This is a genomic window from Plantactinospora sp. B6F1, assembly GCF_040120695.1.
Lineage (GTDB): Bacteria > Actinomycetota > Actinomycetes > Mycobacteriales > Micromonosporaceae > Plantactinospora.
On the sequence record NZ_JBEEAC010000031.1, the window covers coordinates 43,201 to 69,512 of the forward strand.

15 protein-coding genes and 2 pseudogenes are annotated in these 26,312 nt (G+C 68.5%); 8 read left to right on the forward strand and 9 right to left on the reverse strand.

The window, feature by feature from the left end; all coding sequences use genetic code 11:
- Positions 1-2,109, reverse strand: coding sequence for an Agd3-related carbohydrate-binding protein (locus tag ABNF97_RS27675; RefSeq protein ID WP_130463379.1), 2,109 nt, complete (start codon positions 2,107-2,109; stop codon positions 1-3).
- A gap of 1,240 nt (positions 2,110-3,349) precedes the next feature.
- Here ABNF97_RS27675 and ABNF97_RS27680 point away from each other — a divergent pair.
- Positions 3,350-5,341 (forward strand): acyl-CoA dehydrogenase family protein, encoded by a 1,992-nt coding sequence (locus ABNF97_RS27680; RefSeq protein WP_349340328.1) that lies wholly within the window; start codon positions 3,350-3,352, stop codon positions 5,339-5,341.
- A gap of 73 nt (positions 5,342-5,414) precedes the next feature.
- Here the strand turns inward: ABNF97_RS27680 and ABNF97_RS27685 are convergent, their stop codons facing one another.
- Positions 5,415-5,696 carry a hypothetical protein gene (locus ABNF97_RS27685; RefSeq protein WP_130463377.1) on the reverse strand — a complete coding sequence of 94 codons (282 nt, stop codon included), beginning with the start codon at positions 5,694-5,696 and terminating at the stop codon, positions 5,415-5,417.
- A 403-nt stretch (positions 5,697-6,099) separates the two neighbouring features.
- On the opposite strand from ABNF97_RS27685, the gene ABNF97_RS27690 reads away from it, so the two are divergent.
- From ABNF97_RS27690 to ABNF97_RS27705, 4 genes and pseudogenes are all read left to right on the forward strand, one after another.
- The gene (locus tag ABNF97_RS27690) at positions 6,100-8,508 is read left to right on the forward strand and encodes an ATP-binding protein (RefSeq protein WP_349340329.1); all 2,409 of its coding nucleotides are present in this window, start codon (positions 6,100-6,102) and stop codon (positions 8,506-8,508) included.
- A 43-nt stretch (positions 8,509-8,551) separates the two neighbouring features.
- Positions 8,552-9,157 (forward strand): methyltransferase domain-containing protein, encoded by a 606-nt coding sequence (locus ABNF97_RS27695; RefSeq protein WP_130463375.1) that lies wholly within the window; start codon positions 8,552-8,554, stop codon positions 9,155-9,157.
- Between the two features lie 856 nt (positions 9,158-10,013).
- Complete coding sequence (locus ABNF97_RS27700) at positions 10,014-10,526, forward strand: hypothetical protein (RefSeq protein WP_349340330.1); 513 nt, start codon at positions 10,014-10,016, stop codon at positions 10,524-10,526.
- Positions 10,527-10,604: 78 nt separating this feature from the next.
- Positions 10,605-10,811 (forward strand): annotated as a pseudogene (locus tag ABNF97_RS27705) (IS5/IS1182 family transposase); the annotation flags it as partial.
- A gap of 84 nt (positions 10,812-10,895) precedes the next feature.
- Here ABNF97_RS27705 and ABNF97_RS27710 read toward each other — a convergent pair.
- The 7 genes from ABNF97_RS27710 to ABNF97_RS27740 all read right to left on the reverse strand — a co-directional run bounded on the left by ABNF97_RS27710 (position 10,896) and on the right by ABNF97_RS27740 (position 18,260).
- Positions 10,896-11,558: a vWA domain-containing protein gene (locus ABNF97_RS27710; protein WP_349340331.1), complete on the reverse strand. Its 663-nt coding sequence runs from the start codon at positions 11,556-11,558 to the stop codon at positions 10,896-10,898.
- A 36-nt stretch (positions 11,559-11,594) separates the two neighbouring features.
- Complete coding sequence (locus tag ABNF97_RS27715) at positions 11,595-12,743, reverse strand: hypothetical protein (protein ID WP_349340332.1); 1,149 nt, start codon at positions 12,741-12,743, stop codon at positions 11,595-11,597.
- Complete coding sequence (locus tag ABNF97_RS27720; protein WP_130463371.1) at positions 12,740-13,858, reverse strand: protein phosphatase 2C domain-containing protein; 1,119 nt, start codon at positions 13,856-13,858, stop codon at positions 12,740-12,742. The genes ABNF97_RS27715 and ABNF97_RS27720 overlap by 4 nt, the downstream gene beginning before the upstream one ends.
- A 1-nt stretch (position 13,859) precedes the next feature.
- Positions 13,860-14,975 carry a hypothetical protein gene (locus ABNF97_RS27725; RefSeq protein ID WP_349340333.1) on the reverse strand — a complete coding sequence of 372 codons (1,116 nt, stop codon included), beginning with the start codon at positions 14,973-14,975 and terminating at the stop codon, positions 13,860-13,862.
- 8 nt (positions 14,976-14,983) lie between these two features.
- On the reverse strand, positions 14,984-17,152 hold the full coding sequence (locus tag ABNF97_RS27730) for a hypothetical protein (protein WP_349340334.1): 2,169 nt from the start codon (positions 17,150-17,152) through the stop codon (positions 14,984-14,986).
- Positions 17,149-17,760 carry a TIR domain-containing protein gene (locus tag ABNF97_RS27735; RefSeq protein ID WP_130463368.1) on the reverse strand — a complete coding sequence of 204 codons (612 nt, stop codon included), beginning with the start codon at positions 17,758-17,760 and terminating at the stop codon, positions 17,149-17,151. The genes ABNF97_RS27730 and ABNF97_RS27735 overlap by 4 nt, the downstream gene beginning before the upstream one ends.
- 326 nt (positions 17,761-18,086) lie before the next feature.
- A complete protein-coding gene (locus tag ABNF97_RS27740; RefSeq protein ID WP_349340335.1) occupies positions 18,087-18,260 on the reverse strand; it encodes a hypothetical protein in 174 nt (57 codons plus the stop codon).
- On the opposite strand from ABNF97_RS27740, the gene ABNF97_RS27745 reads away from it, so the two are divergent.
- The 3 genes and pseudogenes from ABNF97_RS27745 to ABNF97_RS27755 all read left to right on the forward strand — a co-directional run.
- Positions 18,241-24,801, forward strand: a complete 6,561-nt coding sequence (locus ABNF97_RS27745) for a LamG-like jellyroll fold domain-containing protein (protein ID WP_349340336.1) — start codon at positions 18,241-18,243, stop codon at positions 24,799-24,801. The two genes, ABNF97_RS27740 and ABNF97_RS27745, sit on opposite strands and share 20 nt — an antisense overlap.
- 17 nt (positions 24,802-24,818) lie before the next feature.
- Positions 24,819-25,244 carry a hypothetical protein gene (locus ABNF97_RS27750; protein WP_349340337.1) on the forward strand — a complete coding sequence of 142 codons (426 nt, stop codon included), beginning with the start codon at positions 24,819-24,821 and terminating at the stop codon, positions 25,242-25,244.
- Between the two features lie 130 nt (positions 25,245-25,374).
- A pseudogene (locus ABNF97_RS27755) lies at positions 25,375-25,795 on the forward strand (IS701 family transposase); the annotation flags it as partial.
- Positions 25,796-26,312 lie beyond the last annotated feature (517 nt).

Sequence of the window (26,312 nt, forward strand, 5' to 3'; positions counted from 1 at the left end):
TCAGGGGCGGGGGGCGGCGTCGAACGTCACGGCGGTGTTGGCCGTGAGTGTCACCGGGACGGTGACGTCGGTGCCGTACGTGGTGGCACCCGCGGTGGCGCTGGTCACGCCGCCGAGTTGGACCGTGCCGGCGGCCGGCGAGGTCACCGTGATGGTGTCGGTGCTGCGGTCGTAGACCGCCTCGACCCCGGCGTCGAGCGCGGCGAAGTGGGCCGTACGCGCCCGGCCGTACGCGGCGATGTCCACCCACGACGAGTTCAGCAGGGGTACGGAGTAGTACGACTCGTACTTGGTCAGCACCGCGTCCACCCAGTCGGTGAGCAGGGTCTCTCCGGCCCCGTAGTCGCGCACGTTGGCGATGTGGAACGTGTGCGCGTAGATCGAACCCGACGCGACGTGCTGTAGCGCCACCCCGGCCTCGTAGTCCAGGAGTTGCTGGTAGGTGCGGTCGGTGGGCCAGTACGGGAAGAGTCCGTTCGGACCGTAGAAGGAGTTGTAGAAGACCGTCTGCTCGGCCGGGGTGGTGGTGTGGTACGCGATGTTCGTCGGCCAGGCCGGTACCACCAGGATGCTCGACTCCAGCGGGTGCACGATGCCGGCGTTGAAGTTCGCCGGTTTGTGGCTGGTGAACGACATGTTGCCCACCACGGCGGTGACGCCGAGATCCTCCGCAGCCTGGAGCAGCGCCGGGTTGGACCCTTCCAGCCCGTGGTCGGTCGGCGCGCCGGTGTCGTCGTCCGGATCGTCGTTGTAGACCCCGAGGCCGGAGTACTCGGGGGTCTTCAGCACGCTGTTCGGAGGGTTGAGCCCGATCGCGATGCCCGCGGTCCGGTTGTCGTCGATCTCGCTGTAGGAGGTGGCGTAGTTCGTCGCGTTCAGCTCGGGGTGGTTCAACGTGTGGTTGATCCACCGGAAGTTGTTCTTGAGGCACTTGGTGGTGGCGGTCAGGGTGGTGGCGTCACCGTTGGGGCTGCACGTACTGCCGGCGAACGGGTCGATGTCGGCGCCGTTGTACGCGATGTTGAAGGTGAATCCGGCCGCCAGCGGGTGTGCGGAGCGCAGCGCGGTCTGCTGCGCGTCGAGGTTGACCGTGTCGTGGCCGCTGACCTGGAACCCGGGGGTGTACTCGACGGTCCCGTTCTCCAGGTAGTGGTCCGAGGTGTTGAACCAGTCGTCGATGTCGACGTTGAGGTGGTGCTTCTGCTCGCCGAGGTACAGGCCCTTGCTCGCCCACCGGACGAGACCGTAGACCAGCAGGTCGGAGTGGAGCAGGAACTGGTTCGAGGTGAACGTCAGCGCGATCCGCTCCCGGCCGTCGGTGGAGGTGGTGAGTACGGCGAGCACGTCGGAGCCGTTGGTCATCAGGGCCTGGGCGGCGCAGCCGGGCCGGATGGCGGTGCGGTAGACGTACGACTGGGTCACGGGGATCTGGGCGGCACTGTCAAGATAGTCGAAGACCGCGGCACCGTCGTTCGTCAGCGAGACCGGCAGGGGAGTGTCCCCGACCCCACCCTCACTGACGCCGGTGAGGCAGTGGTCCTCCGGCCAGGTCCCGTAGCTGGTGTAGAGGGATGCCTGCCGGACACCGAAGTTGCGCTCGTACGCCCAGAGGGTGTTCCACTCCGTGCTGCTCAGGCCGCTGATGTAGCTGCCACCGGACTCGTACAGAAGCATGCTGTTGGTGAGCAGGATCGCGTTGTAGTTGCCGACGCCGTCCGGACGCACCAGCGTGCTCGGGGAGAGCGGGTCGGTCGCCGAGTAGAGGACGTCGTAGGAGGCACCGAGCCGGTCGAGCATGGTGGTGAGAGTGGGTACGCCGAAATCGTCCGTGTTGGTCGCCACGATCAGCGCCCTGAGCGCGACCTGGTCGTTGAGACCCTGGACGCCGAGACTGCGGCCCTGGGCGGTCGCCTTGGACGGATCCAACCGGACGGTGCCGGACTTCTTGGGCAGCGGGCCGGGGCGGGCCGGCTTCGGGCTCGCGACCTCGCCGAGGCCGGGGATGGCCGGCGGCTGGGCGGGCGTGGTGGGCGGTCCGGCGATGCCGGGAGTCTGGCTGCCGAGGACGACCGCGAGCGCGGTCAACCCGGCGAGGGCGAGTCTTGTCACACGCTGGCGAGTAGGCCCGGTGTGGACCATGTACTGACCTCCGATGAGGAGAAGACCGGTTAGCAGTCCATCGAGGACTAGCGAAGTGTCACGAAGGCTATCAATGATCACTGTCGTCGCCGAAAAATGCGGGTGTCGTCTCTTCAATTGACGCGGGCATGGCATGAATGCTAGGACCACCGCCTTTCGAAGCCTGCTTGCAGTGATATGTCCCAGTAGGAGCTTGCATGACTTTCGAGCACTTCGGTGGCAACCGTTCCGGCCTCCAGTGGCTAACAGAATGCCCTCTGACGTGGCCTTTCGTCGACGGTCGACAAATGGGTGATCGAGAACGGGGTCCAGTTTGCCTGGGTTTCTCCGCAGAAACTACATGCGCCCCCAACTCAAATCGACGATCAAGCTATGGCCTGCAGAACCTCATCCGTTCGCGGGAATTCCGACAACCATCAGCACGCTGTTATGCGCTGTCCAGCCTTGCCGTCACACGGCCGTACGGACATATCGAGCTGATGGGTTAACGGCTCGCGACGTTGCATGGTCGGGGCATGGACAGCAGACCTGCGGGATGCGGGTCGGGGTAGGATGCTCGCGATCCTCGTTCCGACGACGGTGGCCGCCCCTGTCGACCGACTCGCGACCAGCGTCCCGGGCATGGGCCGCCGGGCCGCTCCGGCAATTCCTGGATAGGCGATTCCAAAGTCCGAGTACTGGATGCCGAGGTCCCGCACGCGCTGTCAGCTGCAGATCCAGCCTGATGGCCCTGTGAGCGTGTGGATCGGGAGATTCGAGATGCTCTGCGGCATGGCGCCGACGGCGACGGTGATCGAACGCCGAGGGCAGCGCTGAGCCCAGGACACGCATTTGCGGACGACGCCTCGACGCCGGTCGGACCGCGTTCGGATCGCACCTCGGACACGTCGAGGACCAGCCGAAATGCTCGATAGTCACGCTATGGAGTTCGGCAGCGTATCGCACGCCGAACAAAACCACTACGGTCAGATCGACAGGCATCGAATCGCGCATCTGGTTGCCGAATCGGTAGGCATCCTCGGCCGGGCCGTTCGCGGTCGGAACCACCTCAGCGCTCCCTCGCTCGGCAGGGATGGCAGTCAGCGGCTTTCGTGGGATTGGTCGAGGGTGTCCCGTCTCACCGTGCTCTCGGCGACTGGATCACCGCCTTGGGCCGGTACCCTTGGTTGGTACAGACTGTGTGCATATGTCCGCTAACCGAGGGGTGACCATGCCCGATCACGCGTCCGGCGACATCGACCTCGCTCGCCTGCGGGAGGTTCTCGACGGACCGTGGGCCGAGGTCCGCAACGCGCACCGGCGGCACCTCGATGCGCGCTTCCTTCCGGTGTACGGCGAGACCGGTGACCAGGCACGTGAGCGGATCTCTCGACTGCTCTCCGAACTTCCCCTCGAGCTGGGGATCGCGTCGGCGTTCCCCGCCGAGTACGGCGGCAGATCCGACGTGGGGGGCTCGGTCGTCGCCAGCGAGATGCTGGCGCAGGTCGACCTGTCGCTGATGGTCAAGGCGGGCGTGCAGTGGGGTCTGTTCGGCGGCGCTGTCGCAGCCCTGGGCACCCGACGGCACCACGACGCCTATCTGCGGGACATCATCTCGGGCAAGATCCTCGGCTGCTTCGCGATGACCGAGACCGGCCACGGCTCCGACGTCCAACGGCTGCGCACCACCTGCGCGTACGACCCGCAGACGCAGACCTTTGAGCTGCACACTCCGCACGAGGCGGCGCGCAAGGACTACATCGGCAACGCGGCCCGGGACGGGCGGATGGCGGTGGTCTTCGCGCAGCTGATCGCCAACGGGCGGCGGCACGGCGTGCACGCGTGGCTGGTCCCGATCCGCGACGCTGCGGGTAACCCGCTGCCCGGCGTGACCATCGGCGACGCCGGGCCCAAGGCCGGCCTGCACGGCGTCGACAACGGACGGCTCAGTTTCGACCATGTGACGGTGCCGCGTGACATGCTGCTGGACCGGTACGGCCAGGTCGCGGAGGACGGGACGTACACCAGCCCGATCGAGAACGACTCACGGCGCTTCTTCACCATGCTCGGCACGCTGGTCCGTGGCCGGGTGAGCGTGGGCGGCGCCGCGTCGGCGGCCACCAAGTCGGCGCTGACCATCGCGGTGCGCTACGGCGACGTCCGCCGCCAGTTCGGCATTCCCGATGCGGACCGGGAGGTGCTGCTCAACGACTACCTGGCCCACCAGCGCAAGCTGCTTCCCGCCCTGGCCACCACGTACGCGTTGCACTTCGCCCAGGCCGAACTGGTCGCCGCGCTGCACGAGTTGCAGGGTGGCGACGACCCGGTAGACGAGCATCGGCAACGGGAGCTGGAGTCCCGGGCCGCTGGTCTCAAGGCCGCGCAGACGTGGCACGCGACCCGCACCATCCAGATGTGCCGCGAGGCGTGCGGCGGCGCCGGCTACATGGCCGAGAACCGGCTACCCGGACTCAAGGCTGACACCGACGTCTTCACCACCTTCGAGGGCGACAACACGGTGCTGCTGCAGCTGGTGGCCAAGGGGCTGCTCACCGGCTACCGGGACGAGTTCGGCTCGTTGGACGGCTGGGGGCGCGCATCCTTCGTCGCCGAGCAGGTCCGCGCGATGGTGCTCGAACGCACCGCCGCGCGGTCGGTCATCGAACGGCTGATCAGCGCCGTGCCCGGCCGCGACGAGGAGGTTGCCGTCACCGACCGCGGCTGGCAGCTCAAGGTGTTCGAGGACCGCGAGGACCACCTCCTCGACGGCGCGGTCCGTCGCCTCCGCAACGGCGCGGCCACGAAGAAGGACCGTCCCTTCGACATCTTCAACGACGTTCAGGACCACGTCCTGGCCGCTGCCGCCGCGCACATCGACCGGGTCACCCTGGAGGCGTTCGTCGCCGGCATCGAGGGCACCGCCGACCCGGCGGTCCGGGCGCTGCTCTCCCGGGTCTGTGACCTGTACGCGCTCAGCGTCATCGAGGTCAACAAGGGATGGTTCCTGGAGCACGCCCGGCTCACGCCGGCCCGCTCGAAGGCGATCACCGGCGTGGTGAACGGACTACTCAGAGAGCTGCGTCCGCACATGCGGACGCTCGTGGACGGTTTCGCCATTCCGGAGGAGTGGCTGCACTGCGCCATCCTGCGCGAGGAACCCCACCGGCAGGAGACCATGGCCGCCCACGACGCCGCCAGTGATCCGCAGGCAGTCCCGGCGTAGGTGGCGAGGAGGCCATGCCCCATCGATGGGCATGGCCTCTGTTCGGACGACTGTGTGTACCGTCGGGCTCGGGTCAGCTGTACGAGATCGCCGTCAGGGTGCAGGTGCGGACCCACGGCCCGGGGTTGACCGGCCTCCGGTCGCAGGACCAGGTCGAGTTGATCGGCGAGGTGCCCGGGGTCAGGCTGTAGGTAGAGCCCTGCCAGCTGCCCTCCGGGTAGAACTCGTAGCCGTAGTACTCGCTCCAGTTCAGGTAGCACCGCACGTCCAGCTTGATGCTGGTTGCGCTCGCGGGGATCACCTTGGTCCATGTCCTGGTCGGGTTGGTCGGACTGAACGGTGAGACGGAGTCCATCGGAAGCCATCCGGGGCCGGGTGCACCGGGCCACCCGCCGCCGTCCACGCCCAGGTACGGCCCGACCGGAGGCACCGGTGACCCGTAGCAGGTCGTGCTCCCGTAGATGATCCGGGTACCGTCGGCCACGGCCGGCGGCGGCGCTGCGGTAACCGCCGCGACCATGGTCGTAGCCAGCAAGCCGAGGGTGGCTGTGATTCGCCGTAGTTTTCCAGTAGCCATCAACGCGCGACCGTCCTTCCTCTGGGCACTCCGGTCGGATGCTTGAGGGCATCCTCGTTCGCCGATAGCGTTGACGGCGTTCGGGATGGACAGGTGCGGACGACCGGGGCCAACGTGGCAGGTAGCGACGGTACAGCCGTCCGATGCGCCGGACAGCGCCGGACAGCGCCGGGGACCGCCGGTGTCCGTTGACGACGGCCGCCTGCTGCTGCGGCAACTCTGTGACGATCTGCGGCTGCTCCGGTTGCAGGCGGGCGGACCGAGCCTGCGCAGCCTGGCGATGCGGGTACGGCTGGGCAAGAGCCAGTTGGGGTCGATCGTCAACGGCCGGATCGGACGGCTGCCCGACTGGGAGGTCGTCCGGGGCGTGGTGGACGGCTGCCGCCAGTACGCCCAGGACCGTGGCCGGCTGGACCGGCTGTCGGTGGCCATCGGGATCGAGGAGTTCTGGCGCCCGCGGTATGCCCTGGTGGACTACGCCTTGCAGCAAGCCGCGCGGCAGCGGCCACCGGCGCCACCACCACCACCGGCGCCACCACCACCAGCGCCGCCGCGACCGGCGCCGCCGGCTCGGCTGGTGACGGTACCCCGGCAGTTGCCGGCCGCCACGCGGCACTTCGCCGGGCGGGCCGGTCCGCTGGCCGCGCTGAACGCGCTGCTGGCCGACGCCGCCATCGCGAACACCGCGGTGATCTCGGCGATCGGGGGCACCGCCGGGGTCGGCAAGACGGCCCTGGCCGTGTACTGGGCACACCGGGTCGCCGACCGCTTCCCCGACGGGCAGCTCTACGTCGACCTGCGCGGTTTCGGTCCGGCCGAGCCCGCGATGGAGCCGGCCGAGGCGATCCGTCGCTTCCTCGACGCCCTCGGCGTGCCACTGCGGCGGATTCCGCCGGAGCCGGACGCACTGGCTGCCCTGTACCGAAGCGAACTTGCCGGTCGGCGGCTGCTTGTCGTGCTGGACAATGCCCGCGACGGCCCGCAGGTCCGGCCGTTGCTGCCCGGCGCTGCGGGCTGCCTGGTCCTGGTCACCAGCCGCGATTCGCTCACCGGACTCGTCGCCGCCGAGGGCGCCCAATCCGTCACCGTCGATCTGCTCACCCGGGACGAGGCACGGCAGCTGCTGGCCCGCCGACTCGGCAGCGCGCGGATCGCCGCCGAACCCGACGCGGTGGACGAGATCATCACGCGGTGCGCCCGGCTGCCGCTGCCGCTGGCCATCGTCGCCGCCCACGCCGCGACCCGCCGGGTGCCGCTCGGCGAGCTGGCCGAGCAACTCGGCGACGGTAGGCAGGCGTTCGGGCTGCTCGACACCGGCGATCCGAGCACCGACGTCCGCGGGGTGTTCGCCTGGTCGTACCGGGCGCTCGCGCCGGCCGCGGCGCGCGTGTTCCGGCTGCTCGGCCGCCATCCTGGTCCGGACGTCACCGCGTCCGCCGTGGCCAGCCTCGCCGCGCTGCCGTTGCCCGACGTGCCGCCGCTGCTGGCCGGACTGACCCGCGCCAACCTGCTCACCGAACCCGCCCCCGGTCGGTACGCCTGCCACGATCTGCTGCGCGCCTACGCCGCTGGCCTGTGCGACGTCCTGGAGACCCAGCCGGACCGGGAGGCCGCGACCGGCCGTATCCTCGATCACTATTTGCACACCGCCGGCGTCGCGGACCGGCTCCTGCATCCCTATCGAGACGCCGTCACCCTCGAACCTCCCCGGCTGGGCGCCACGCTGGATCATCTGAGCACGCCGGACGCCGCCCGTGCCTGGCTCGCCGCCGAGCTTCCGGTGCTGCTCGCGGCGGTGGACCACGCCGTGACCGGCGGGTACCACCGACACGCCTGGCAACTCGCGTGGATCCTGGCCGGCTATCTCGAACACAGTCGACGCTGGCCCGACCAGCTCGCCGCCGGCGACGCGGCGACGATCGCCGCGGGCCGGCTCGCCGATCCGCGCGCGTCGGCCATCGCGCACCGGATCCTGGCCCGTCCGTACATCGAGACCGGTCGTCACGCCGACGCTCACACACACCTCGAACGCGCCCTCGCCCTCGACACCGGCAGCGGTGACCTCGCCGGGCAGGCCCACGATCACCATCTCCTCGCCTACCTCGGGGAACGGCAGGGCCGGTACGCCGTCGCTCTCGACCACACCTGGCAGGCCCTGGCGCTGTACCGCAGGGCGGACCACCGGCACGGGCAAGCCTCCGCCCTCAACGCGGTCGGTTGGTTCCAGGTCCACCTCGGCGACCACGCCCAAGCCGTCGCTGCCTGCCAGGAGGCTCTCACTCTGCTCCGCGGGCTGGGCGACCGCCGCGGCGAGGCGGCGACGTTGGACAGCCTCGGCTACGCGTACCACCATCTCGGTGACTACCCGCGTGCCGTCACCTGTTTCCGGCAGGCGGTGGTGCGGCTGCGGGCACTCGGCGAGCGCTACCCGGAAGCGAGCACACTCATCCACCTTGGCGACAGCCACCGGCTCGCGGGCCAGCCGGGCGCGGCGCGGTCCGCGTGGCGCCGGGCACTGGCAATCCTCACCGACCTCGACCACGCAGACGCGGAAGGGGTCCGGGCGAGGCTCGCCTCCGCTGACCCCTAGGGGCTGGATGAGCGGGTGCGGGACCTGCGGTTACCGTGATCGCATGGCCAAGCCGACCCGCTGGGTGACCGAGACGAAGCCGGGACACTCGCAGTGGTACATCGAACGCTTCCGCCGGCTCGCGGCCGAGAGGGCGGATCTGGCCGGCGAGGCGCGGCTGCTGGATGCCCTGGTTCCGCCGCGTGCTCGGATCCTGGACGCCGGCTGTGGCACCGGTCGGGTGGGTGCCGAACTCGCCACCCGCGGGCACCGGGTCGTCGGTGTGGACGCCGACCCGGCCCTCGTCGAGGCGGCCCGCGTCGACCATCCGGGTCCCCGCTGGCTGGTGGGTGATCTCGCTGAGCTGGACCTCGCCGCCGAGGGCGAGCCGGAGCCGTTCGACGCGGCGGTGTGCGCGGGCAACGTGATGGCGTTCGTCGCACCGGGCACGGAGCGGGCGGTGTTGTCCCGGATCGCGGCGCACGTGCGCCCGGACGGGATTGTGGTGGTCGGCTTCGGCACCGATCGGGGTTACCCGCTCGCCGACTTCGACGCCGACGCCCGCGCCGCCGGCTTGCGCCAGGAGCACCGCTTTGCCACGTGGGATCTGCGCCCCTGGCGGGACGGCGCCGACTTCGCGGTGACCGTGCTGCGCCGGCCGGCCGACTGACGACCTCGACGACGACCGCCGGTGCCCCGGCGGCCCGCAGGTGGTCCAGGTAGTCGACCACCTCTGCGGGGACGGCCGAGGCATTGACGGTGGCCGACCGCGATGCAGAGCTGGCCCGCTATTGGCTTCCGCGCGGATCACGCCTGCTTCATGCTGATCTGCTTGGGCACGGGCTGCGGACCTGCCGCAGCAGTCAGTGACCTCGGTCCCGGCGGAGAAAGCACGACAGAAGCTGCATGAACTCGTGCGGGTGCTCGACCGCCGGCACGTGCGGCGCAACGGCCGAGCCCGTGCAGACGGACATCGGCCAGGTGTTCGAGCAGGGGCAGGGTTGCCGTCCCGAGCGGGGTGACCCGGTCCTCGGCGCCGTGGACGAGCAGCACGGGCGCGCGCGGATCCCTGCCAGCGTTTGCGCCGAGAGGGTGAGCTGGTCGACCCATCGTGCCCTAGGTGGAGGGAACAACGACTCGAACGCGGCCGCCCCCGCTCGCATCGCAGCTGCACGGGCAGCGACGGCGGAATCGGACACGAGCGCTTGGTCGAGGACGAGGCGACTATCGTCGATCACCACCTTGCGGGGATGCCTCCCGACCTGGCCGACGTCGTCAGAAGTGATTGTGCTGCGTGTTGTTGTCGCCGACCTGGACGCCTTTCGATCCGGTGACCGTGATGTTGTACCTCGATGACGGGGAGGGGGGCAGCGGGTTTGGGGCTAGCGGCGGCTCGGTAGCGCCTGCCGGGCTGCCTACGTGGCCGGGACTGGCGGGGGCGCTCGGCTGTTCTCCGAATGCGGCCATCAAGTGCCTTTTCAGGGTCGGTACGGTGAGGCTCCCGGTCGCCTCCGGGTCGAGGATGGATGAGTGATTTCGACTACTGGGACCCCAGCGAACCGTACACGCCAACACCAGGCGAAACAGGCGGATCGGTGCTCGGCGTCGACGGCGACCGAGTCCTGACCTACGAGCCGACCACCAGGTGCTTCATCCTCGCCGCCCAGACGAAGCGGTTCGCGGCGGTGCATCCGCCGCGCTGCGACCTCCCGTTCGCGCTGAACCTCAAAGTGCTCGATGGCAACTGGTCCAGCTTGTCGCCCGACGGCCGTACGGTGGCGCTGCCCGGCGCGGGTGGCACGCCGGCCCTCATCCCGCTTGATGAGCTGTTCGGCGACGGGACGCCCCGGCCGGTCACCAACCTCGGCCACGACGTGTCCCAGCTGCGGTGGCGCGGCGGGAGCGAGGTCGTCGCCTTGGAGGCCGACGGCCACGGGCGGCTAGCCGTCTGCACCGTTGCCACCGTCACGTGCTCGGCGACCGATGCGCCCATGCGGAACGACCTCGACCGGACGCAGCTCGTTGTCCGCCTCGGCTAAGAACTCCTAACCAAATGATGGTGGGCGTATCCGGTGGAGGTGAGGATCGTTCTGTCTGGATGTGAGGAGGGGTGAGGAGCCGCCGTGAACTGCTGGCGCAGGCTGCGGGTCTGAAACGACGCCGGTGTGGCAACGACTCCACGAAGTTTCTCCTGGCCAAGCTCCGAGCCGCCGGTCACCTGGACATGTCCCGGGCGGTGATCGACGGCCCCCACATACGCGCGCTCAAAGGGGGCCCAAAACCGGGGACCGAGCCCGGTCGACCGCCGCAAGCCAGGCTCGAAACCCGATCATGCCCCAGCCCCACCGCCGGCACCACGTCGACCAGCTCAACGGCGGTGACGGCATTGTGGAACCGCGCAGGCCGGCTCACTCCTCCATGTACTCAATGGGGATGCTGCGATAGCCGGGCACCGTCGTCGGGATCCGCAGGGCCTCGGCCTGCGCCGACTGGACCAGCGTGTGCAGCAAGGTGTTGAGCATGTTGGTGATGGCGGCCGTGTCGTCGACCGCGGCGTCGAAGGCGCCCTTGGTGCCGATGCGGGCCAGCACCGCTTCGACCGCGTTGCCGAAGCCGAACGAAACGGTGTGTGGCCGGCGCTTCCAGCCGGCATCGGTGAGCGCGTTGAACTGGGTGGCCCAATCTTTGTCACTGGGCGCGCCGTCGGTGAGGATAAACACCGCGGGACGCAGCACACCCCGCCCGGCGGCGATCAGTTTAGCGACGTCCTTTTCGATGCGCTGCCGGACCAGTGCGAACATCGCACCGTAGTTGGTCACCCCGGTGCAGGCGAGCTGCGGTAGGTGGGTCATGTCGTCGAGACTCGTCATCTCGAGAACGACGTGCGGCCCGGTGTTGAACGTGATGATCGAGACATGCGCGAACTCGGCGACCCGGGGGCTGTCGGCCACGTTGGTGACCACGCGCTGCACAGTCTTGTTGAGCAGGTCGGTGTGCTTCTCCATCGAGCCGGACGTGTCCACCACGAGATAGACCGGCAGGCACTTCTTCTTGACGGCGGTGTCACTCACGATTTAGCCATACCCTTCGCAACGGTTCACAGGAGATCAGACGAGCCAGTGCACGACGGCTACGACGCCGAAGGCCACAGCGGCGATGAGGAAAAGAAGCACCCCGCAGCCGAACGCCGTCGTGCCCGCCGTGACGTCTTGTTGAGTGGTCGCCGAACCATTCGGGGGCGCGGGCTTCGGAGTCGCCGGCTGCGAGGTGGACGCGGTCGCGCGTGCGGGCCGGGTCTGTTGCGGGGCCGGCTTCGTCCGCTTGACCGACGGGCTCCACTCGACCCAATCCACGACGCCGGTCGTATCCTGCGGTCTCGTCGATGGCGCCGGCGACATGGTACCGGTGAAGGCCGCGGCGAGCTCGGCGAGCGGCGGACGGGCGTCGCGGCGGGCTTCGACCAGGATACGCCGCAACGTGGCGGGCGCCGCCCCGGACATCGCCGACAGCGCGGCGGTCAGCGGCTCGACGTCGCGCACCGTAGTCAGGCACCGCGCGATCAGCAGCGCCGCCCGGTAGCGGTCGGTGTAGTTGTCCACCTTGGTGCCGGGTGGCGTCTTCGGATCGTCGAAGTTCGGGGTGATGACGTAGTCTCGCGGTCCGAATGAGCAGCCGTCGATGTCCAGCAGAAACACCTCGTGCTTGACCGGCTGCCAGAAGGCGTTCGCGTAGGACCAGTCGGCATAGACCAGCCCGCGCTCCTCGAAGAGCGCGGCGATCCGTGCGAGAGTGGTGCACATCGTCGCCCGCTCGGCGGCCGGTTGGGCCGGGATGGCGCGCTGGGTGAGGAACCTGTCCGGCTTGGCCAGCAGGTCGATCTCCAACGTGGTGCGGCGGGCCGGGTTCTCGACGTCCGTCGGGGAGCGCCACGCGACGGTGAAGGCATCCGGCGCCCGCGGCAGCAGCACGCCCACCGTGTCGCCGCCGTCGGTGACCCGGCTGCTCGGCCAGGCGGTGGCCGTCTCGACCAAGCGGCGCTGGTCCCGGCTCATCGCGGAGGGTTCCGCGATCAGCCGGTCGAGCGCCGCGCTGTCCGTCTGGCGGCGTACCTCGAGGGTGTACTTCTTGAACAGGAGGGACGGCGCCGCCGGCACCACCCAGACCCCCTCGCACTGGCCGCCGTTGGCCAACGGTGTGTCCGGGAGCCGGCCGAGCTGTCCGATCTCGACGACTGCGGGGAAACGGGTGGCGGTCACCGGCGGTCATCGCTCTGCCCGGCCCAGACCACCACACTGGTCCGGTCGTCCTGCTGTCCCGGCGCGTCGAAGTCGACATCGAGGGCGAACGACGCCAGCGGCGGTGGCTCGGCCCACCGGGCGTGCAGCCACTGCGCAAACCCATCGACCTCGGCCAGCGCGTCGCTCACGCCGTCGGTCATCACCGCGAAGACCGCGCCCGGCTTGATGGTGAAGGTCTTCTGCACCACGGCGTCCGGGTAGTGCGGCAGGAACTCGCGCAGGACGTTGCCGTCGAAGGCGGATTTCGGCCCGCCGATCATGGCCTTCCAGCCGTTCGCGACGCGGTACCAGGCCTCGGTGTCGCCGAGCCGGCACGTCCAGAGCGAACGACTGCCGTCAGGATGGGGACGGGCGTCGACCACCGCGACGGTCAGCGTCGTCCGCACGTCGCCGGCGGTGAGGCTGCGCTCCTCGGCCGACTGGATCATGGCGCTCGCGATGCGTTCGTAGAGCTTGGTGGCGGGCAGCGACTCCGGGCACCGCCCGGAGTCGAGATGCCGGCGGACCAGCGCGACGGCCTGGCCGGTGGCGGCCTGAGCCCCGAGTTCGGCACGCGAGCTGTCGGCCATGCCATCGGCCACCGCGATGATCAGGTGCCGGCCGTCGCGGTCCTGGGCGACGCGGTAGGCGTCCTGCCGGGGCAGCGCAGGGTGCTCGCACCGGTGGCCGGCGCCGACCACGGAAGCGCCCCGCACGTGCAGATCGCCGACCACGGCCTGGTCCGCCGCCAGGCCGGACGGCGAGGCCGAGCCGGCCGGCAGCCGCCACTGCCGGGCGGCAGCCGGTGAGCCTCTGCCGAACCGCGGCGGGTACGCGGTCGCCGGATTCTGCGGCGCGATGACGACCGGCGGTCCCGTGCGCGGGTGCCGGGGAGTCGTTGGCAAGCCGCGTGGGGAGCCGGTGCTGATCTGGCCGTCGCCCTGCGGCTCCGTCGCGAGCGGGACATCGCACTGAACGGGCGGCAGCGCCGCCCGTGGATCGAGAACCTGCCGGACCCGCGAAATCACCCGGCCGGCGAGTTCGCGCACCCCGCCTGCCGGCCGCACCTGGCCGTCGCCATCACTGATCGTCAACTCAGTGGTCCGCTTCGCCGGTGCTGCGCCGCGGCTTGAACTCTTGCCACCCGACCACGCCGGTGGAGTCGGTGCTCTCGCCGGGCACTGCGGACCCCGCCTGGGCGGTCGCCGGTTCCGGCGCCGGGGACAGTCCGGCGGCCGGCCGCAGCGCCTCCTGCTGGGGCAGGTCGAATGAGTACCAGGTCGTCGCGGGCGCCGCCCCGCAGCTCGGCCCGGCGCCGTCGGACGGGCCGCCCCCGGTCATCGAGGCCAGAAGGTTCTTCACGGCCGCGTCCCGGAGGGGCTCGGCGTCGACGTCCTGGAAGATGCCGTTTTCCAGCATCTTGTCGACAATCGCGGCGGCGTTGGCGAAGCGGGCCTGCTGCCGCTGCTCCAGCTCGGACTGCCGGTCGCGCATCATCTGCAGCACGGTCAGCGACTGATCCGGGTGGTGCCGCAGAAACGTGGTGATCAGCCCGAACTCGCCCTGCACCATGGCCGCGACCGCGGTGTGCCGTTCACGCTCCAGTTCCTGCTCGTTGCGCAGCTCCTGGGTGTTGAGCGCGTGGCCGCGCTGAGCGAGTGACAACTTCCGGTCGATCTCCTTGTGCTCCTGAAGGTACTGCTTGGCGGCATCGTCGTGAGTCACGTGCGCGCTGATGCTCTCGATCACCACGCCCAGGTTCGGCAGTTCCAGCGGCCGCCCGGCGACGAGCTGATTGCACCCGGCCTCCACCGGGGCGAACTTGTCGATGTCGTGGCGCCGGCTGATTTCCCGCATCCGGGTCATGACGTAGTGGACGACCGACGGCTCCACCCGCCCGTCGGCCCGCTCCACGATGATCTTCGCGGCGTCGGCAACCCGCCACCCGACAACGGCGTTCACCGCGAAGAAAAAGGAGTCGTCGCGGGACGGGAGACGGTCGTTGATAGTGACGGTCTGGTGTGCCGAGTCGATCTCGCACATCGTCCGGTAGCGGCCGGAGAGCAGCTCCCAGCGCGACAGCGGGCGACCGGGGCACTCCACCGTGCCGTCGACCGTGGTGTAGACAACAATCACGCTGAAGGACCGGACCGGCTTCCACAGGTGGAAGCGGGCGACCGGGGTCTCCTTCAGGACTATGGAGCGCGGCATGGTGGTCCTCACTGGTTGATCGAGAGTTCGGGGCGGCCGCCACCTGGCGGCTGCCCGACGGCGCTCAGGACCGCGGCGGCGGTGAGTGGTGCGTACGTCGTGCCGGAGCGCGTCAGCCACGACCGGGCGGTGACACCCAGGATCTTGGCGGTGCGGGTGCTGCCAGCCGCCGCGACCGCGAAGAGCGTGACCAAGGCCCCGCGGATCGCCTCCTCGCCCTCCGCGACGCCGGCCCAGATGCCGGCGACCGTCCGGGCGTCTTGCGCGAAGAGCCGGCCGTTGAGGGTGTGGAACCACGCAGACGCCAGCACGTTGCGGATCCGGTGGTCGGCGGCGGACAGGGCGAGCAGCAGCGGCCCTTCCCGCGGGTAGACCAGGTCGGTGGCCAGGGTGAGGAAGGCCAGCTCTCCCGTGGGCGTGCGCGGGTCGATGCCGTTGCCCATCCAGCGGACCACGAGCTCGAGAATCGGGCCGGTCTTGCCGTGATCGGCATCGACGAGTTCGGCGAGGCTGTAGGAGATTGCCAGTCCCACCTCGGCGCTTCCGGTGACTGCCAGGCGGTTGAGCCGGTCGAGCGCCCGGTCGGGGAAGTCGCCGCCCAGCGCGGCGCCGTAGGCCCGGGCCGCCGCGGCCTGCAGTTGCCACGGCGCGCTCGGCGCCGCCCACTCGTCGACCAACGCCAGCACCTGGTGCTGCAGTTCCGGCCGGTTGCCCGGGTCCTGCAGCGCGTACGCCGCGAGTTCCCGGCGGCGCTCCGAGCGGCTGCGGGCCCACGGCCGGATGACCGTGCGCAGGATGTGCTCGAAGGCGCGTTCGGCCAGCACGCCGACACCCGCCGCGGCCCGAATCCGGACCGCGTCATCCGGATGCCCAGCGAGGTCGCGCAGCCACTCCAGCAAGTTGTCGCGGACGTCGTCGTACTCGTCAGACACCAGCCGCAGCACGATGGGCGGATAGTCGCTGTTCAGGAACCGGATCACCTGAGCCGGCACCGTACCCAGTCGGCTCGGCACGTCCTCCCAGGTCAACCCGGCGCGGATCGCGTTGATCCGGGCGGTCCGGCTCTCGCCGAACTTGTCGGGTCCCGCCGTGCTGGTCACCGAGGGCACCTCCAGCAGCTTCGCCAGTGACTCGGCGGTGGCCGCGACGGTCTGGTAAGGAAGACCGTCGAGCAGGGCCAGCGAGATCGCCAGAGCCTTGAGCGAAGTGGTCGGTAGGCTAAGGAACCAGCCCTCGACCTCGCGCTCCATCGAGCGTCGCATGCGGGCGCGCACGGCTTCGACGTCCGGCCCGCCCGTGCCCCAACTCTCGTGCAGGTGCCAGGCCAAAGCGGCGACCCGGTCACACGGGCTGTCCGCGGTGATCTCCTCGGCGAAAAGTTTCGTGACGTCGGAATGGTCGAGTGCCTGCGCGCAGCGGGAGGCGCCGACCAGGTAGGTCAGCCGGGCCCGGAGCACCTCCCGATGCGCGGGCGCCGGGCCGAGCGTCACCACGAACTGGTGCACGCCCGGGTCCCGGAAGGTGATCTCATCGCTGACCGTGATGACCACTCGGGAGCGAGGATCTAGTTTGCTCTCGAGGTCGGTGAGCGAGGCGGCGGTGAGAGCCTGCGCGACGGCCGGCGTCATCTCCTCGACCAGGTGCGCGGTATCGGCCTTGACGGTCCGGGCGATCTCCTCGGGCAGCACCGTCGGCTTATAGGCGAGGAACTGGAAGATCCCGGCCTCGGCGCACAGTCGCATGGCCGCCGCGGACTTACCCCGGCCGCGGGGCGCCTGAATGATGACGAGCCGGCGCGATCCGGCGGCCGAGGCGAGCTTCGGATAGGCCTCGCCCACCGCGTATCCGTACCGGGCGAGGTCGACGAGACGCCGGCTGACCTCGAAGGTAAGCACCGGGCGGGCGTCGTCGGAGAGGTACTGCTGGTAAATGATCTGGTCGCCACCGATGACCGTGCCCTTGACGCGAGCGTCACCGCCGACGGAGACGCCGCCCTGGCGGAAAACCGCCCGGGCCGCCCTCAGGTTCTCGTTGGTCTCGGCCGCCCGGCGTGGGGTCGCCGCGTTGGCGCGGAGCTCATCGCCGGCATCGTTGATCTTCCGGGCCGGGGCGTCGGCCTCATCGGTGGAGTCGGCCTTCCGCCCTTCCGGCCGATCGGCCGCTTCGGGCGTGGTCATTGGGCGTCACCGAACCCAGCCCGCGGCCCGCGGACGTTGCCGTAGACATCGCCGCCGATCACGGGACCGATGACCTTGGCATCTCCCTTGATCCGTACGCCACCCCTCGACGGGGCGTCGTTGCCTTTCGGCTCGCGCCGTTTCCGCCCGGAGACAAACAGCCGCAACTCCTTGACCAGGTAATCCAGGTCAGCTCCGTCGTGGCGGCTGCGAAGCGTGACGAACTGCCGGTCCGGCAGCGTTGTCAGAGCGTCCGGAAGGTCACTCGCCACCAACGGCTTCGCCCCGTCGAGGAATACCGGGATCACTCGGATCGATCGGTCCACGGCTTCCACGATCTCCCGGCGCACGAAGTCGTTCGGGTCGTCGATGCGTCGGCGACCGGTCGCGTCCTCCAGGGTCAGCCAGTCGGGGCCGATGACGACGAGCAGGACGGCGCTGCCGCGTAGGGCGGACCACAACTCGTCGGGGAAGTCGGCACCCGCGTGCATGGACCGGCAGTCGCGGAAGACGTTCTCCGCACCGAACTCGGCCCGGAGCCGCTCGTAGACCAGCCCGGCGGCATAACCGGCGTCATCCGTACGGTAGTTGACGAACACATCTGCCATCGGCAGCCTTCCACAGAGATGAGCACAGATGCAGAATATCGCACGCCCTATTGGCCGTTGGTGATCAAGGAAGCAATTCAATCTTGAGCGCAATGAACTGATCTCCTCGCCATCATGGGCGTGGGAAGCGCCGGAAGCAATGCGTTTCCCTCGCCCAGTCGGGTGGTCAACGGGACACAATTCGCGGGGTGGGTGGACAGAAGGTTCCACCGTGCTTTCACAGCAGGGAGCCGGGCATACCCGTTCGTACACACCTTCATGGAGCAGTGACTCAGTGCAAACCCCATGTGCCACTTGCGTGACGACGCCGGACCTGCTAAAAGCCGTCAGCGGCTTTGCGCCTGAGCCTCCGAGATGACGGCCCGCACCCGCGCCACCGGGGCGAACCCGGACCAGCGGACCAGGGCCTGATTGAGCAGCGCGAGATGTTTGCGCACCGTGGCCGAACCCCCGAAGCCGAGCTCGGCGAGCGTCTGCAACGTGGTGACCTCGACGACCAAGGTCAACGACGGCAACTGGTACCACGTCGTCCTGTCTGCCTCGTCCAGCCGGCAGACGGCCTACCTCGACAACAAGATGGTCGGCATGCTCGGCCCGATCGTGCTGGACGCATCGGTGCACTCATATATCGGTGCGGGTACCACCAAGGGTTGGCCGAGCGTCTCCGGGGACACCAGCTACTTCAAGGGCAACATCGCGGAGTTTGCCTACTACGAGCGGGAGCTGCCGGCGACCGAGGTGGACGCGCACTACAAGGCGTCCCGGAGTGCGCTGCAGCCGGGGGCGACCCCGACGCTGACCCCGGTGTCGACCGTGAGCGTCACCGATCCGACGAACCAGGTCTCGAAGCAGGTCTTCGACATCGTCAACGGCGGCCGGCTGATTGCCGCGACTGACGAACTCGGCCGGACCACCTCCTACGGCTACGACGTCGGCGGTTTCGAGACGATCGTCTTCGACCCGCTCGGCATGAAGACCGTCTCCGGCCGGGACGTACGCGGTAACGTGATCCGGTCCACCGTCTGCCGCGACCAGCAGCGGTGCGACAGCACCTACTACAGCTTCTGGCCGGACTCCACCACCGTCGCCCCCGCGCCGGATCCCCGCAACGATCAGCTCACCGCGGTCCGGGACGCCAGGTCCCCGTCGGCGACGGACAATGAGTTCCTGACGAGGTTCGAGTACGACACCGCCGGCAACCGGACCAGGATGGTCCCGCCGCCGGTGCCGGGATATCCGGGTGACCGCAGCATCACCCTGACCTACACCACCGCGACCACTCCGGCGGTGGGTGGCGGTGTCACCCCGCCCGGCCTGCCCTACACGGTCACCTCGGCTGAGGGTGGTCGGCAGACCACCGAATACAACGCCGCCGGGGACGTCGTCCGGATCACCGATGCGGCCGGGTTGGTCACCGAGTTCGCGCACGACGGCGTCGGCCGGACGGTGCGCAAGACCGTCAAGACGGGCGCGACGGTGGGCGACCTGACCACCACCTACACCTACGACCTTGCCGGACAGGTCGTCGAGCAGGTCGACCCGCCGGTGCTCAACTCGGTGACCGGCGCGGTGCACACCGCCTCCTGTCCGAGCGGTGACCGGCTGCGTGTCGTCGAGGAGACTTACGACGCCGTCGGGCAACACCTGACCAGCAGCGTCACCGGTCAGGACGGCACCACGACCCGGGTCTCCTCGAAGGCGTACTACGCCAACGGCAACCTGGCCTCGGAAACCGACGCGATGGACTGGGTGACCCGCTACGAGTACGACCTCAACGACAACGTCACCAAGATCACCCGTACCGACGGGGTCAAGACGTACGTCGAGAAGGAGAACACCTACGACGCGGTCGGAAACGTCTCCTCGCAGCGTCGGGACAACGGCGCCAACCTGACCTTCTACGACTACGACCAGGCGAACCGGCTTGCCGAGGTCATCGAGCAGCCGTTCGACCTGCACCGGCTCACCAACTACGTCTATGACGACGACGACCGGGTGGTCAGCACCCGGCACTCGGTCGGCCAGCTCGAGACGCCGTTGCAGACTACCGAGGCCACCTATGACCCGATGGGCCGACTCACCTCGGAGAGCGTCACCCTCAGCAGCTCGGCCGGACCGGTCGGCTGGTGGGAGATGGGCGAGACCGGTACCAGCAGTTGGACGGCCTTCGACTCGTCGCCATCCCAGCAGAACCTGCACTCGTGGGACGCGGCCATCGGCCGGTCCGAGGGCGCCGCCTCGTTCAACCGGGCCGACTTCTACGGGTCCCAGCAGCCGATGCTGCTCACCACCCAGTCGTACTCGGTCTCGGCCTGGGTGAAGCTCCGGGACCTCAACACGAGCCAGGTTGTCGTCGGCGAGGGCGGCAACAAAAGCATCGCCTTCTGCCTGGCGTTCGACGACGCCCTGAGCCGGTGGGTGTTCGTTGCGGGCACCGCGGACACGTCGTCCGCGAGCGCCGTCGGACCCACCACCGCCACCGGGGTGGCCACGAACACCTGGGTACATCTCGCCGGGGTCTTCGACAGCGGCAACAAGTCCATGACGCTGTACGTCAACGGTGTCGCGCGGGGCACCGCCACCAACGCGACGCCGTGGAACGCGATCACCCCCCTGACGGTCGGCGGGTTGTTCATCGGACCCGACTCCGAGTACGAGATGAACGGGCTGGTGGACAACGTCCAGGTGTTCCAGGAGGCGCTCTCCGCCGAGAACGTGACGCGGCTCTACGGGGGCGGCAACGGCCGGACCGCGCACGTGACGGCGACCAGCGAGAAGCTGACCACGAGCTACCAGGTCGACCGGCGCGGCCTGACCACCGCGGTGACGGACCCGATGGGCAACATCACCCGCTACGAGTACGACGCCGCCGGAGCGCTGGTCACCACCACAGCACCGGCGGTCTCCGTGGAGACCTTCGGCGGACCCGGACCGGTCTCGTCGGTCCCGGTGACCCGGACCGGCTACAACACCTTCGGCGAACCCACCGAGTCGCAGGATCCGTTGCAGAACACGATCACGACCCGCTACGACGCTATCGGGCGGCCGACCGAGACGATTCTGCCCGACTACGCGCCGCCGGGTGGTACGCCGATCGTCGGCGCCCGGACGAAGACCGTCTACGACGGGCTGGGACGGGTCGAGGCGACGATCGATCCGCTGGACAAGGAGACCCGGTACAGGTACGACTCCCTCGACAATCCGATCGAGGTGATCGACCCGGCCGGCAAGGTAGCGAAGGCGTCCTACAACGCGGTCGGCGACCTGCTGGAGACGACCGACCCGACTGGCGCCAAGCGGACCGCCACCTGGGACTTCCTGGGGCGGAAACTGACCAGCAGCGAGGTCGTACGCCAACCGACGCCGCAGACGAACACGACCTTCTACGACTACGGCACCGGCGTCTACGGAACGACCCCGGCGGCCGGGCCCTGGCTGCGGAAGGTCACCAGTCCGGACGGGGTGACGCAGCAGGCCACCTACAACTGGCTCGGTGAGCTGGTGACCAGCGCCGACGGCGCCGGGAACACGACGAGATTCGAATACGACGGCCTTGGTCGTACCGTCAAGACGATCCGGCCGGACCAGACGAAGCAGACGGTCAGCTACGACGGCGCGAGCCGCCCGACCCGGGTGCAGAATCTCGACGCTGCCGACCAGGTTCTCACCACGGAAAGCGTCGGCTACGACGACAACGGCAACCAGACCTCGGTGAAGGACGCCCGCGGTACGACGACGACGTTCAGCTACGACGCGCTGGGCCGGGTCACCGGCGAGATCCAGCCGACCTCACCGACCACGTCGATCGGCACGTCGTTCGGCTACGACGCGGCCGGCAACCGCACCAGGTTCACCGACGGTCGGGGCAACGCGTTCTGGACCACGTACAACGCATGGGGCCTGCCGGAGTCGCAGATCGAGCCGGCGACACCGGCCTATCCGAACCTGGCCGACCGGACCTTCACCGTCGGCTACGACAGGGCCGCCCGGCCGAAGACGTACGCCATGCCCGGTGGCGTGACGCTGACCAGCGGCTATGACGACCTCGGCCGACTGATCCGGCAGAGCGGGACGGGCGCCGAGGCCGCCACGGCCGACCGGAGCTTCGGATACGACGACGCCGGACGACTCACCTTGCTGTCGGTGCCGTCGGGCACAAACTCGCTGACGTACGACGATCGCGGTCTGCCGCTCTCGGTGACCGGTCCGACCGATACCGCCTCCTTCACCTACACCCGCGACGGCCAGATGGCGTCCCGCACCGACGCGGCCGGCACGACCGCCTACACCTACGACGCGGCCGGCCGGTTCAAGACCGCCAGCAACACGACGACCGGGATCAACCTCTCCGTCGGCTACAACGCGATGTCCCAGGTCGCCACGATCACCTACGGCGCCAGCAACGTGCGGTCGTTCACCTACGACGGCCTGCAACGGCTGAGGACCGACACCCTGAAGACGGCTGCCGGCGGCACGGTCGCGTCGATCACCTACGGATACGACCTGAACAGCAACATGACGTCGAAGGTCACCACCGGCTTCGCGGGCGCGTCGTCGAACACCTACACCTACGACCTGGCCGACCGGCTGCAGAGCTGGCAGAGCGGCTCGACCAGTACCACCTACGCCTACGACGACTCCGGCAACCGGATCCAGAACGGCGCGAAGACCTTCACCTACGACGCCCGTAACCAGCTTCTCGCGCAGAACGGCACCACCACGTACGCCTACACGGCGCGCGGCACCCTCAAACAGACGACGTCCGGATCGGTCAGCTACACCACCAGCACCGACGCGTTCGGCCAGGTGATCTCGCAGCAGGCAGCCGGCGGCACCAGCAGCTACGCCTACGACGCCCTCGGCAGGGCGATCCGGCCCGACTTCAAGTACACCGGCCTGGGCAACACACTCGCCCAGGACAGCACCGCCACCTACACCCGCGGCCCGACCGGCGAACTGCTCGGCTCGGGAACCGGCAGCGGCACCTCGTCGACGTACGCCTGGACCGACCAGCACCTCGACGTCGTCGGCCAGTTCACCGCGACCGGCGCCACCCTGGCCGCCTCGACCACCTACGACCCGCTCGGTGCGGTCCGGGCCACGGCGAACCCGGTCGGCAGCCTCGGCTACCAGGGGGAGTGGACGGACTCGCAATCCGGCCGGGTCAACATGCTGAGCCGCTGGTACAACACCGACACCGGCCAGTTCGACACCCGGGACACCGCGACCGTCGACCCGCTGCCCGACTCGATCGCCGCCAACCGCTTCCAGTACGGCGACGGCAACCCACTGACCACGGTCGACCCGACCGGGCACTGGGGCTGGTCGAGCTTCAAGAAGTCGGTCACCAGTGCGGTGCGGAGCACCGTCAGTGTCGCCGCCAAGGCCGTGAAGTACGTCGCCTCGGGCAAGGCCCTCGCGGATGCCAAGAAGGCCGTCAAGAAGGCCGCCAAGAAGGTCGTCAAGACGGCGAAGAAGGTCGTCAGCAAAGCGAAGAAGGCGGCGAAGGTCGTCAAGGAGTCCACCACCCGGTGGGCGAAGAAGAAGATCAACGCGGTCAAGGACGCCGCCAGCGCGGCCAAGAAGTGCCTGAAATCCGGCGTCGGCAAATGCGTGAAAGCAACCGCCACCCAGGCGCTGAAGAAGGCCGCCGCGAGCGTGAAGTCGACGGTCGAGGCAATCAAACAGGACCCGTGGAAGTTCGTCGCCAGTGCTGCCGTGGCGGTGGCGGCGACGGTCGCGGTCGGCGCACTTTGCGCGACCGGGGTCGGCTGCCTGATCGTCGCGGGGGCGGTGGCCGGCGCGATGGCCGCCGGTGCTGGCTACATGGTGGACGTCGGCCAGGGCGACGAGGATTTCACCTGGAGCGGACTCGCCGGGACGATGATCGAGGGCGGTCTTGACGGGGCGTGGAGCGCCGGTCTCAGCCGGATCACCGGGGGTCTGGCCGGGGCTGGTGGCTCGGCTGCCGCTCGGCTTCTTCCCGGGCGTAGTGGAGGCGCGCCGTCGATCGGTGGCCGTCTGCCGAGTGGTGCTGGTGGTGGGTCGGCGGCTCGTCCGGTGGGTGGTGGCGGTTCCGGCGCGCAGGCGTCTCCTGTGGCCCGGACACCGCAGGGGAATCGTGGGTCCTCGGGCGGTGGGGGTTGCCGACCTGGGCAGGCGGCTGCCAGGCACAGCTTCGATCCCGCGACCCGGGTGCTGATGGCCGACGGCAGCAGCAAGCCGATCAGCGACATCCGGATCGGCGACGAGGTGGCGGCGACCGAGCCGACGACCGGGGACACCCAGGCAAAGCAGGTCACGCACCTGCACATCAATGTGGACGAGGAACTGACGAACGTCACCGTTCGGGACAGTGATGGCGACACCACGGTACTGAGGACCACAGCACATCATCCCTTCTGGGATGCCACGGAGCGGCAGTGGGTCGACGCCGGGAAGTTGCAGCCCGGCCATCGACTGCTCGTGCACGACGAGAAGCGGCTCGAAGGTGACGGCACGGGCGCCGGTAGTGGAGGCGGTGGCCCCGGGGCCGAGGTGACCGTCGTCGGCGTCACCAACTTCGACGGCAACAGGGTGATGCGCGACCTGACAGTCGCAGACATCCACACGTACTATGCGGTAGCCGGTGGCAGCCCGGTCCTCGTCCACAACAACAACGAGGACATATGTACCGTTTTCCGTGTTGAGGGCGAAGGCAATGAAAGGGTTCGGGTCAGGGGTGATGGCGGCGTGCTCATCAGGGATGCCAAGAAGCCGATCTTCTTGAACTTCGGGGTCAAAGAGAGGGCTGAGCAATTTCTGCAGAAGCGCCTGAATCAGGGAAGATCGGATACGGAGATCAAGGAGTTCGACGTCAAGGGCGAGTTTCTTGATTGGCTGCGGAATAATGCGGTTCCAGAGAGTCAGGCCAAGAACTTTCCCGATCAACCCCTCGTCGTGGATACCACCCAAGCGGCGGACCAATATATGCTTAGGCCGCAGCACATTAGGATGATGTTCGACAATATTATCCCTGGAAGTGGTCGTAGGCGGTCATAGCTATGCGTAGTCAACTAGTGGCGGTAAAACTGTCCGACTCTGGCGCGAAGCTTGAGGAGGTGTTGGACCTCCTTCTTTTGCTCGGCGAGGCGAGAGCAAGCGAACCTGACGATTCCTGGAAGGCGCGCCTGCCAAGGTGGCTCCTCGATCGTTTCGCCCGAGAGTCGACGCCCGAAGAGAACGAGACGTGGCTGAATCGATGGCGCGAAGCTCCACAAGCTCAAAAGGCAGAGATGGTAAACGCCCGCGGCTGGGAGTTGGGCGAGTGGCTGTACTGGTTTCAGCGTGACAATGAGATGTGGGCTATTGTCGGCGCACGGATAGAGGATCAGAACTTAATCGTTGACATTGAGCAAGCGGACGATCCCGTTCCGACGAGCGTGCTCCGATGGACCTGTGAAATTGCGGGTCTGCGAATCAAATCGTTTAACAGGGTTTCCTGAAGTGCTTCATGCGGCTGTGTGCCGGCTGGAATCCGCTTTAGCTTCGCACTATGGTGAGTAAATATGACGTGACTTAGTACTGCAACGGCATTGAGCGTGTCGAGTGGTACTCGCGTTCGTTGAACTTCCCGTGGCGGATGTCGATGTTGAGCGGTGGTCTGCCGAGCTAGATCGGTTGCATGGTCGGATCAGGGTGCGGTTTCGTCGGGTGCAGCCCAGGCGGCGGGCGCGGCAGTATCTGTGCGGGCTGGTCTCGGGCCTGGACCGCGTGAATGGCTGGACCTTGGCTGAGCAGGCCGGGGATGTGTCACCGGACGGGATGCAACGCCTGTTGCGGTGGGCGGACTGGGACGTCGACGCCGTTCGGGACGACGTGCGCGACTACGTCATCGAGCACCTCGGCGACCCACAAGGTGTGTTGATCGTGGATGACACCGGCTTTCTGAAGAAGGGTGTGCGTTCGGCTGGAGTGGCCCGGCAGTACTCGGGCACCGCCGGCCGGATCGAGAACTTCCAGGTGGGTGTTCCTCGCCTACCGATCCGCCAAGGGACAGTAGACGGCGGGCCAGCGGTACGTGCCGATCCCGCTGAGGAAAACGTCGGCTGGGCCCGAAGGAATTTTGTCCGCTAGCTGTTTAACTGTTCCCAGTCCAGGCGGGAGCGTAGGGGGCGCAGGGCGCTGCGTTGCCGGCTGCCAACACTCAGCCAGATATCATTTTCGCCATAGTCGGCGGCTATAGCGACCAGCCCAGGAGCCACCCAATGGCGCGTCGGGTCGCCAGGTACACGCATCGGCTGTAGCGGGACGGGCGCCAGGGGCAAACTGGAGCAGGAAACCGCTGAGGCGTTCCCGCTCGCGAAGCCGCTGCGAGCCGCCGTCGTACCAAACGATCGGGTCGTCGTCCGTGGGGTCGATCAGTGCCCACCAGACGCCCTGGTTTGGGACTGTACAAATAACGGCTGATCGACCGATCAAGGGAGAGACGCCAGATGACGACCGAGACCACCGTGGGACAGCCGGCCGCTGGGCCGGTGGGTGCGGTCACGGATGAGCAGTTGATCGCGATG

Bases quoted from the DNA above. Each gene is read 5' to 3' on its own strand.
- ABNF97_RS27680 (WP_349340328.1), top strand. From the start codon at position 3,350: ATGCCCGATCACGCGTCCGGCGACATCGACCTCGCTCGCCTGCGGGAG.
- ABNF97_RS27685 (WP_130463377.1), bottom strand. From the start codon at position 5,696: ATGGACTCCGTCTCACCGTTCAGTCCGACCAACCCGACCAGGACATGG.
- ABNF97_RS27695 (WP_130463375.1), top strand. From the start codon at position 8,552: ATGGCCAAGCCGACCCGCTGGGTGACCGAGACGAAGCCGGGACACTCG.
- ABNF97_RS27700 (WP_349340330.1), top strand. From the start codon at position 10,014: ATGAGTGATTTCGACTACTGGGACCCCAGCGAACCGTACACGCCAACA.
- ABNF97_RS27725 (WP_349340333.1), bottom strand. From the start codon at position 14,975: ATGCCGCGCTCCATAGTCCTGAAGGAGACCCCGGTCGCCCGCTTCCAC.
- ABNF97_RS27730 (WP_349340334.1), bottom strand. From the start codon at position 17,152: ATGACCACGCCCGAAGCGGCCGATCGGCCGGAAGGGCGGAAGGCCGAC.
- ABNF97_RS27735 (WP_130463368.1), bottom strand. From the start codon at position 17,760: ATGGCAGATGTGTTCGTCAACTACCGTACGGATGACGCCGGTTATGCC.